The following is a 9,621-nucleotide window of genomic DNA, read 5'->3' on the forward strand; positions in this document are numbered from 1 at the left end:
GTTCGGCATCCGGCACTTCTGCACGATCGCCCTGAACCCGAAGGAGGCCAACGACCCGCGCTGCCTCCCCGTGCTGGACGAACTCGACCGCTACCTCGCGAAGGACAGGGTCGTCGCGGTCGGTGAGATCGGGTACGACTCGATGACCCCGGCGGAGGACGAGGCACTCGCCCGCCAGCTCCAACTCGCCGTGGAACACGGCCTTCCGGCCCTGGTGCACACCCCGCACCGGGACAAGGCGGCCGGCACGCGGCGCACCCTCGACGTCGTCCGCGAGTCCGGGATCGCGCCCGAACTCGTCGTCCTGGACCACCTGAACGAGCTGACCGTCGGCATGGTCCTCGACAGCGGCTGCTGGGCCGGGTTCTCCGTCTACCCGAGGACGAAGATGAGCGAGGACCGCATGGTCAAGATCCTCAAACAGCACGGCACCGACCGGGTTCTCGTCAACTCGGCGGCGGACTGGGGCCGTTCGGACCCGCTCAAGACGCGCAAGACGGCCGACGCGATGCTGGCCGCCGGGTTCGACGACGACACCGTGGACCGGGTGATGTGGCGCAACCCCGTCGCGTTCTACGGCCAGAGCGGCCGACTCGAACTCGACGAGATCAAACCCGACGACACCGCACTCCACGAAGGCAACTCCATCAAACGCGGCGGAGAGTGAGGGCCCTTGCGCTTCGGACACTCCGACGGCACGACCGTCCACCTCGCCTACTGCGGCAACGTCCACCAGGCCGAGGACCTGAAAGGCGTCGTCTCCCAACTCGCCGAGTACGCCGAGCCGGTACGCGAACGGCTGGGCCTCGACCGGCTCGGCATCGGGCTGTGGCTCGCGCGTGACGTCGTCACCGAACTCGTCGCCGATGAACGGGAGGTGAGGCGGCTCAAGGACGAACTCGCCCTGAGGGGACTGGAGACGGTCACCCTCAACGCCTTCCCCTACGCAGGTTTCCACCGCGAGGTCGTCAAGAAAGACGTCTACCTCCCCGACTGGACCGACCCTGCACGCCTGCGGTACACCGTCGACTGCGCCCGCGTACTGGCCACCCTGCTGCCCGACGACGCGCGACGCGGCAGCGTCTCCACCCTCCCCCTCGCCTGGCACACCCCCTGGCCCGACGAGGCGCGCGACACCGCACGCCGTGCACTGGACGGCCTCACCGCCGAACTGGCCGCACTGCAACGGGATATGGGCCGCACGATCCGGGTCGGGTTCGAGCCCGAACCCGGCTGCGTCGTCGAGAACACCGTGCAGGCGGCCCGTGAACTCGGGGGAGTGGACCCGGAGTTCCTCGGGATCTGTCTCGACACCTGCCACCTCGCCGTGCAGTTCGAGGAACCCGCGCAGGCGCTGCGCCGGCTCGCGGACGCCGGTCTTCCGGTCGTGAAGGTCCAGGCGTCCAGCGCCCTGCACGCAGACGACCCCTCCGACCCCGAAGCGCGCGACGCCCTGGCCAGGTTTGTCGAACCCCGCTTCCTGCACCAGACCCGCACGCTCCAGGGCGGCGCCGTCACCGGCGTCGACGACCTGCCTGACGCCCTCGCCGGAGGGCTCGACAGCGACTCCCCCTGGCGCGTGCACTTCCACGCACCCCTGCACGCCGCCCCGCAACCGCCGCTGCGCACGACGTCCGGTGAACTCACCGACGCCCTGTGCGTGTTGCTCGGCGGGCTCGACGCCGTGTGCGACCACATCGAGGTCGAGACCTACACCTGGTCCGTACTCCCCGAACACCTGCGGCCCCACGACCGGGACAGCCTCGTCGCCGGGATCGCCGCCGAACTCGCCTGGACCCGCGAACGGTTCACCGAACTCGGCCTCACCCACAAGGAGTTCGCCCTATGACGCGCCTCGTCGTCCTCGACATCGTGGGCCTCACCCCGCGACTTCTACGGCACATGCCGGCCGTCTCCGCCGTCGCCGGACGCGGGTTCCAGGCCCGCATGGACACCGTCCTGCCCGCCGTCACCTGCACCGTCCAGTCGACGCTGCTCACCGGTGAACTCCCCTCCGTGCACGGGGCGGTGGCCAACGGCTGGTACTTCCGCGACCTCGGTGAGGTCCTGTTGTGGCGCCAGCACAACGCCCTCGTCGGCGGCGAGAAGATCTGGGACACGGCACGCAAGACCGACCCCGGGTACACGGTCGCCAACATCTGCTGGTGGTACGCGATGGGCGCGGACGTCGACTGGACGGTCACCCCGCGCCCGGTCTACTACTCCGACGGCCGCAAGGAACCCGACTGCTACACCTGGCCGCCGTCCCTGCACGACGAACTCACCGACAGGCTCGGCACGTTCCCCCTGTTCACCTACTGGGGACCCAACGCCGGACTGCCCTCCACCCAGTGGATCCTGGCCGCCGCCCGGCAGATCTTCGACGAGAAGCAGCCCGACCTCACCCTCGTCTACCTTCCCCACCTCGACTACGAACCCCAACGCACCGGCCCCGCCTCCCCGCAGACCGCCCGCGAGGCCCGTCGCCTCGACGACGCCCTCCGCCCGCTCCTGGAGCACTTCGAGCAGGAGGGCGCCACGGTCGTCGTCCTCAGCGAGTACGGCATCGCCCCCGCCTCCCGCCCCGTCGACATCAACCGGGCGCTGCGCAGCGCGGGTCTCCTCGAAGTCCACACCCAGGACGGCATGGAGTACCTCGACCCCTGGACGTCCCGCGCCTTCGCCGTCGCCGACCACCAACTGGCCCACGTCTACGTCCGCGACCCCGCAGACCTCGACCGGGTCGCCGCGATCGTCGCCGAACTCGACGGTGTGGACCAGGTGTTGGACGCCAAAGGCAAGGAGGAGCACGGCCTCGACCACGAACGCTCCGGCGAGTTGGTCGCCGTCGCCGAGCCGGACGCCTGGTTCACCTACTACTACTGGCTCGACGACGAACGCGCCCCCGACTTCGCCCGCCAGGTCGAGATCCACCGCAAACCCGGCTACGACCCCGCCGAGTTGCTGTTCGACGACACCGTCCCCGCCGTCAAAGCACGCGTCATCGGGCAGGTCGCGCGCAAGAAGCTCGGCCTGCGGTACCGCATCCGGACGGTGCCGCTGGACCCCTCGGGCGTCAGCGGGAGCCACGGGCGCCTCCCCGACGACCCGCAGGACGGACCCGTGTTCCTGTGCTCCCGGCCGGAGTTCACCCGCGAGGCCATCCATGCGACCGAGGTGAAGGAACTGCTGCTGGAGCTGGCGGAACTCCGGCAGCGGAAGTGACCCGGGCAGGACACCCGCCGCCCTCATCCCTCACCGCCTGCCCCGAAAGGCCCCGAGTGAACGCGACACCGCCCCCGCTCCCCGTCGCCCGCCCCCTCCTCGACCCCGCCGAGGAATACGCGAGCTGGATCACCGAACGCCCCCTGGACCGCATCACCCTCTGGGGCGACCTGCACCCCTGGCTGGTCACCCGGTACGACGACGCCCGCGCCGTCCTCAGCGACCCCCGGTTCAGCTCCGAGAACTTCCGCCCCGGCTTCCCCGGACTCCAGCCGACGACGCCCCCGCGCACGCCCGGCCAACTCTTCGCGATGGACCCGCCGGACCACACCCGGCTGCGGCGGATGCTCATCCCCGAGTTCACCTTCCGCCGCGTCGAGCAACTCCGTCCCGCCATCGCCCGGTTGACGGCGGAACTGCTCGACGAGGTGGAGGCGCAGGGGCGTTCGGCGGACCTCGTCGAACACCTCACGCTCCCGCTGCCCCTCCTGGTCATCTGTGAACTCCTCGGAGTCCCGTACTCCGACCGGGAGTTCATCCACCGGCAGGCCGCCGCGTTCGCCACCGTCACCGCCGGGCCCGAGGCCATGCGTGCCGGGTGGGGCGCCCTCTTCGGCTACCTCCAGGAACTCCTCGCCGCCAAGGCCGATTCACCGTCCGACGACCTGATGAGCCGCCTCGCCACGGAACGCGTCGCCACCGGCGAGGCCAGCACGGCCGAGGCCGCCGGACTCCTCGTCCAACTCCTCATCGCCGGCCACGAGACGACCGCGAGCATGCTCTCCCTCGGCACCATCGCCCTGCTGCGCCACCCCGAGCAACTCGCCGCCCTGCGCGCCGACGACAGCCTCGTCCCCGGCGCGATCGAGGAGCTCCTGCGCTACCTCACGATCGTCCACATCGGCATGCGGCGGATCGCCACCGAGGACGTCGAGGTCGGCGGGGTCACGATCAAGGCCGGCGAGGGTGTCGTGATCGCCCTCCAGGCCGCCAACCGTGACCCCGGTACCTTCAAGAACCCCGACACCCTCGACGTCACCCGCGAGGCCGACCGCCACCTCGCGTTCGGGCACGGCCTCCACCACTGCCTCGGGCAGTCCCTCGCCCGCGCGGAGCTCCAGATCGCGCTGCCGATGCTGTTCGAGAGGCTGCCGGAGCTGCGGCTCGCGAAGGAGCCTGAGGAGTTCGCGTTCGTGGGGCGGGCTGTGCATGGGGTGGAGCGGTTGCCTGTGATGTGGTGAGGCACGGGTGATGGCGGGCGCGGGGTCCGGGTGTGCCGGATCCCGCGTGCGCTAGGGCTGGTCCCCTGTGCTCGGGGAGAGCGGGAGGTCGTAGCCGTCGAAGACGGCGTAGAGGTCCTGCATGAGGTCCGGGGGGCTGGGGGTGACGTAGAGGGCCGGGGTCAGGGAGTACTGGTTCGCGCGGACGGTTTCGAGGGACGCGGAGAAGCAGAAACCGGGTTCGTCGTGGTAGCGCGGGCCCCGGCCGGTCCAGGAGCGGTAGGCATTGACGATCTTGGCGAGGTCGGCGTCCTCAACGACCCGCTCGGTCTTGCTGACCATCGTGCCCGTTGCGGTGGCGTCGACGAAGAGGATCTGGCCGCGTCGGTCGATGCGTTCCATCAAGCGACGAGACGATTTGCCCCTGTCGAGGATCCAGAGGCAGGCTGGGATTCTAGTTGAGGCAAAGAGATGGGACGGCAGGGCGACGATGCAAGCGACTAGGTCGTCTTCCAGCATGGCCTTACGGATCTTACCCTCGGTCTTACGAGCGTGCAGGGATCCGTTGGCCAGGATGACGGCCGCAGTTCCGTGGGGCGTGAGTTTTGAGACCACGTGCTGGAGCCAGGCGTAGTTGGCGTTGCCCGCAGGTGGAACGCCGTAGATCCAGCGATGGTCGGACACGTCCCGCGCCCAGTCGCTGATGTTGAACGGTGGGTGGGCCATCACGAAATCAGCCCTGAGCCCCGGATGCTGATCGTCGCGGAGAGTATCGGCCGGACGTGCGCCCAGATCGTAGTCGCGGATGCCGTGGATGATGAAATTCATCCGGGCCAGGCGCCAGGTGCGTTCACTGGCTTCCTGGCCTCGGACCGAGGCGAAGCTCCTCGCGGAGGATGTGGCCGCCTGCGCGAGCATGTCGGCAGCACCACACACCGGGTCGTACACCAAACCTGAGTACGGCTCCAGGATCTCCAGGACGAGGCGGGTCACAGATCGTGGGGTGTGGAACTCGCCGCCTTTCCTTCCCTCCAGCCGCGCGAAGCTGCTGAGGAAGGAGGAGAACTCCTCGCCCAGCGCAGCCGAAGTCGATCTGTGTGAAGCCCAGTGGGCGCTGAGGACGTCGACAAGGTCGGAAAGACGGTCCTGGTCGACGTTGTCGCGCCCGAAAACTTTCGGCAGAATTCCGGCGAGAGCGGGGTTGGCTTGCATGATCGCGTCCGCCGCCTCGTCGAGGACTCTGCCGGCATCTCTTTGCTCGGCGTTGGCCTCGCTCCAGGGCCAGCGGGCGGTTGGTGGGACCCAGAACTCGTATCGGTCAGGGTCCTTCAGAACCTCGGCCATCTGTTCTTGAGGTATGTCCTCCTCAACGAACAGCGCCTCGGTGAGCTGGCTCTGGCGTTCATCGAAAGCTGCGGAGAGGTACTTGAGAAAGACCAGCCCGAGCACGAACTCCTTGTACTGAGCGGCATCGACGGAACCCCGTAGGTTGTCGACGGCCCTCCACAGCACATCCCTGAGTTCCCTGCTCCACGCCTCTGCTGCCATGTCGCGCTCACCCCCGCCCGGATTGTTCCACAACCACCCCCCACCCCCTCCCGCCAGCGCTGTAACGTACCGACAACGCACTATTTCTCAGAACCGGGGGGCGCACGGAATGTCGACGATCGGCCTGGCCGCGGCCATCGAGGAGCTGCGTCAGGAGCTGTATGAGGCGCAACGCCTCGGTGCGGGCCAGCAGTTCGCCTTCGGTGTCGAAGAGGCGCAGCTGGAACTCCAGTTGGAGCTGCGGGACTCCGCCAAGGGAGACGGCAAGCTCACCTTCGGCGTGGTGACCGTCGGTGTCGGCGGCGAGCAAGGCACCGTTCGCACCCACAAGTTGACCCTCAAGCTCTCCGTCAAGGACCGAGCCGCCGCAGGCACCGCTCCGGAGATCGGGGACGACGAGACCGGGTCGTTGGACGAGGACTGAGGTGGACCCGCGCAGACTGGCCCTGATCCGCAGCGGGGGAGAGGGCCGCGTCACGGTCGGTTCGGGCTATCTGATCGCGCCCAGGCTGGTGCTGACGGCACGTCACGCGCTGATCGACAGGGAGACCGAGGAGTTCTGGCGGACCATCAAGGTGGGCATCGGCCACGAACGCGACGGTGAGCTGACCAGGACGTCGGCGGAACTGCTGTGGGTACACCCGGCCGGCCTCGACATCGCCCTCCTGCTCCTCGACCGGGAGATCCCCCTCACCGAGCCCGCCCCCGTGCGCTGGGGCCGCCCCGAGGGCCTCGCGCCCCTGCCGTACCAGGGCCTGGGCTACCCGTGGTCCGCGAAGAACGGCGCCCTGCGCACACCGGAACACCTCCGCGGCTTCCTCCCCCTCCTGTCCGGCGGCAGGGACCGCTACGTCCTGGACCAGACCCCGGCTCCCGCTCCCCGCGCCGGCGGCGGAAACGCGTGGGGAGGGGCCTCGGGTGCCGCGATCTTCTGCGGTGACCACCTGGTCGGCGTCGTCACCCAGGAGGACCAGGCGTACGGGGCACGCCGGTTGATCGCCGTCCCGGTGTCCTCGTTCGCCGGGGACGGCACGTTCGCGGAGCACCTCGGCGGCTGCCCGGAACTCAGCGCCATCGGCGCCTCGTTGCCGAGAGCGGGAGCTGAACGCACCCGCACCGAACGCGAGTTGGAGACCCTGCTCCGCCCCTTGTTCTCCGACGAGGCGACCCTGGGCATGCGGGGCCGGGAACTGGCCCGTGAACTCGGTTACGACACCACCGGATACGAACCCGTCACGGCGGACCTCGTCGCGCTCACCGAGGCGCACCCCCGCGCCCTCGCGACACTCGGCGAGATCCTCGCCCCGACCGTCCGCGACACGACCCGCACCGCGCTCACCACCGTCCTGACCACGGCGAGAGCCCTCGGACGAGGCGCGCTGCTCTCCCCGAACGAGTACGGCGACTTGCTCGCCCTCCTGCGCCGCAGCCACGACGACGACCCGACGCGGATACCCCGCGCGGCCGTCGAAGCACTCCGCCACCACGTCCTCCCCGAGGAACTCACCCGGCCACGCCTGGCTCAGGACCATCTCGCCGACGTCATCGCGGAGTTGGAGAAGCTGGCCGAGAACGGCTTCCCCGCGCTGCTGAGGCTCGTCGAGTACGTGGCGGCGGCCACCGGAGGAGAACACGGCGACGCGCTGCGCTCCTGGTCGGACAGGGTCGCCGGACGCCTCGGCATCGTCCGCGAAGTGCTGGACGAGCGCCGCACGGACGCCGAGCGATGGGCGAAGCGGCTCGTCTGCCCGGTGTCGCGGGTGGTGATGACGCTGGAGCGCGACGACGAGGCGCAGGACGAGCGGTACCGGTGCCGCATCCTGCTCGCCCGGGACGACGGCACGCACCGGGTGCTGAAGGAGGCCGAGTCGCTCTCCAAGACCCCCACGGAGGTGGCGAGTTGTCTGAGCGAGGCGGTCCTCGCCGTCCGACGGGAACCGGGGCAGGGGGACAAGGTGCCGTGGGTGACGGTCGAGGTCGGCAGGGACGCGCTGCAACGGGCCGTCGACGAATGGGTGCCCGGCGACGGCGACGACATCCTTCCGGCCCGGCCGATCGGCGCGGACTACCGAGTCTCCCTGAGCTGCCCCGAGCTGAGAGCGCGCAGCGAGGAGGACCGTGACCGCCGGTGGAAGCACGGACGGCAGTCGACGCTCGTCGTCGACCCCACGTGCGCCGGCCGCGACCGCCTCGTCCACCTCCTGAGCACCGAACACCGCGACACCGCGCGCGTCGTCCTCCACGGCCCCGCCGACCAGCGCAAACCCCTGCTCCTCGCCGCCCTCGCGCTCGGTGCGCCGGTCGTCCTCTGGGACCGGGACGCGGACGGCCACGAGGACGCCGGACGCCTCGCGGACCTGGCACCCGCCGGTGACCTGGACGGACTGCCCGAGCGGATCCGGCACTTCAGGAGCGAGGCGGTCGCCGGTGCGGAGGAGCGCCGGGCCCGGCCCTCCCTCGTCTGGGAGCCGGAGGGCAGGCCCCCGAGGATCGAGCCGTTGCGGTTCGCGGACCCCGTGAGAGGAACCAACGCGTCATGAACATCGCAGAACCGGCACAGGACGGCGACTGGCGCCTGTTCCGCGGGGACGGCGAAGCCCGGGACACCCCCTTCCCCGACGCCCCGCCCTGGCGCCGCTTCGACCACGACGAACCCGGCGCCGCCACCTCCCGGCCCTACCTGATCGACGCCGCCGAGGCCGACGTCGTCAACGCGGCGCTCCACCTGCGCCGCCCCCTCCTGGTGACCGGCCAGCCCGGCACCGGCAAGTCCTCGCTGGCACATGCCGTCGCCCACGAACTCCGCCTCGGCCGCGTCCTCCAGTGGCCGGTCAACAGCCGTTCCACCCTCCAGGACGCCCTCTACCAGTACGACGCCGTCGGCCGCCTGCGCGAGGCCGGTCTCCAGCGCGACACCGACGGCGCCGGACCCGGCATCGGCGCCTACCTCCGCCTCGGCCCCCTGGGCACCGCCCTCGCCCCCCGCGCCGTCAAGCGTCCCCGCGTCCTGCTCATCGACGAACTCGACAAGGGCGACGTCGACCTCCCCAACGACCTCCTCACCGTCTTCGAGGAAGGCGAGTTCGCGATCCCCGAACTCGTCCGACTGAGCGACGACACCCCCGTGCACGTCCAGACCGACGACCCCGACGAGACCGCGTCCGTCACCAAGGGCCGCGTCCGCTGCGCCGAGTTCCCCGTCGTCGTCATCACCAGCAACGGCGAACGCGACTTCCCGGCCGCCTTCCTGCGCCGCTGCGTACGCCTCGACCTCCCCGACCCCGACGAGAAACGGCTGCGGCGGATCGTCGCCGCGCACCTCGGCGACGACGCCCTCGACGGCATGGACGACCTGCTGCGCGAGTTCCTCGGCCGCCGCGCCACCGGTGAACTCGCCACGGACCAGCTCCTCAACGCCGTCTTCCTGCGCAAGGGCGGCGTCCGCCTCGACGCGGGCGCGCTGCTGGACGCCGTCCTGCACCGCCTCGGCGGAGCGGTGTGACGGCGTGCTCTCACGCGTGACACGGATCCTGGCCGAGAGCGGGGCGGACGTCTCCCAGGAGGAACTCCTCGACGCGCTCTGGCTCGCGGCCCGCCTGCCCCCGGGGGCCGCGCCGTTGGCCCGCGC

The 9,621-nt window shown here is 70.3% G+C and carries 8 protein-coding genes; 7 read left to right on the forward strand and 1 reads right to left on the reverse strand.

All coding sequences use genetic code 11. From position 1 onward, the window contains the following. The 4 genes from ACVNF4_RS27140 to ACVNF4_RS27155 form a co-directional block, all read left to right on the forward strand. On the forward strand, positions 1-667 hold a 667-nt coding region (locus ACVNF4_RS27140), incomplete at its 5' end, for a TatD family hydrolase (protein WP_461805506.1). Between the two features lie 6 nt (positions 668-673). Further along, positions 674-1,849, forward strand: a complete 1,176-nt coding sequence (gene eboE / locus ACVNF4_RS27145; protein WP_461805507.1) for a metabolite traffic protein EboE — start codon at positions 674-676, stop codon at positions 1,847-1,849. Beyond that, positions 1,846-3,225, forward strand: a complete 1,380-nt coding sequence (locus ACVNF4_RS27150; protein ID WP_461805508.1) for an alkaline phosphatase family protein — start codon at positions 1,846-1,848, stop codon at positions 3,223-3,225. The genes eboE and ACVNF4_RS27150 overlap by 4 nt, the downstream gene beginning before the upstream one ends. A gap of 56 nt (positions 3,226-3,281) precedes the next feature. Next, complete coding sequence (locus tag ACVNF4_RS27155) at positions 3,282-4,466, forward strand: cytochrome P450 (protein WP_461805509.1); 1,185 nt, start codon at positions 3,282-3,284, stop codon at positions 4,464-4,466. Positions 4,467-4,517: 51 nt separating this feature from the next. Here the strand turns inward: ACVNF4_RS27155 and ACVNF4_RS27160 are convergent, their stop codons facing one another. After that, positions 4,518-5,993 (reverse strand): type I restriction-modification system subunit M, encoded by a 1,476-nt coding sequence (locus ACVNF4_RS27160; protein WP_461805510.1) that lies wholly within the window; start codon positions 5,991-5,993, stop codon positions 4,518-4,520. A gap of 109 nt (positions 5,994-6,102) precedes the next feature. Between ACVNF4_RS27160 and ACVNF4_RS27165 the strand changes: the two genes are divergently transcribed. The 3 genes from ACVNF4_RS27165 to ACVNF4_RS27175 are packed head-to-tail and all read left to right on the forward strand — an operon-like array spanning position 6,103 to position 9,495. Then, positions 6,103-6,417 carry a trypco2 family protein gene (locus tag ACVNF4_RS27165; RefSeq protein WP_461805511.1) on the forward strand — a complete coding sequence of 105 codons (315 nt, stop codon included), beginning with the start codon at positions 6,103-6,105 and terminating at the stop codon, positions 6,415-6,417. Between the two features lies 1 nt (position 6,418). Next, entirely contained in the window at positions 6,419-8,533 is a 2,115-nt protein-coding gene (locus ACVNF4_RS27170; RefSeq protein ID WP_461805512.1) for a VMAP-C domain-containing protein, read from the forward strand. Beyond that, complete coding sequence (locus tag ACVNF4_RS27175; protein WP_461805513.1) at positions 8,530-9,495, forward strand: AAA family ATPase; 966 nt, start codon at positions 8,530-8,532, stop codon at positions 9,493-9,495. The genes ACVNF4_RS27170 and ACVNF4_RS27175 overlap by 4 nt, the downstream gene beginning before the upstream one ends. The last annotated feature ends 126 nt before the right edge of the window (positions 9,496-9,621 follow it).

The sequence above is a fragment of the Streptomyces sp. S6 genome, assembly GCF_054880855.1.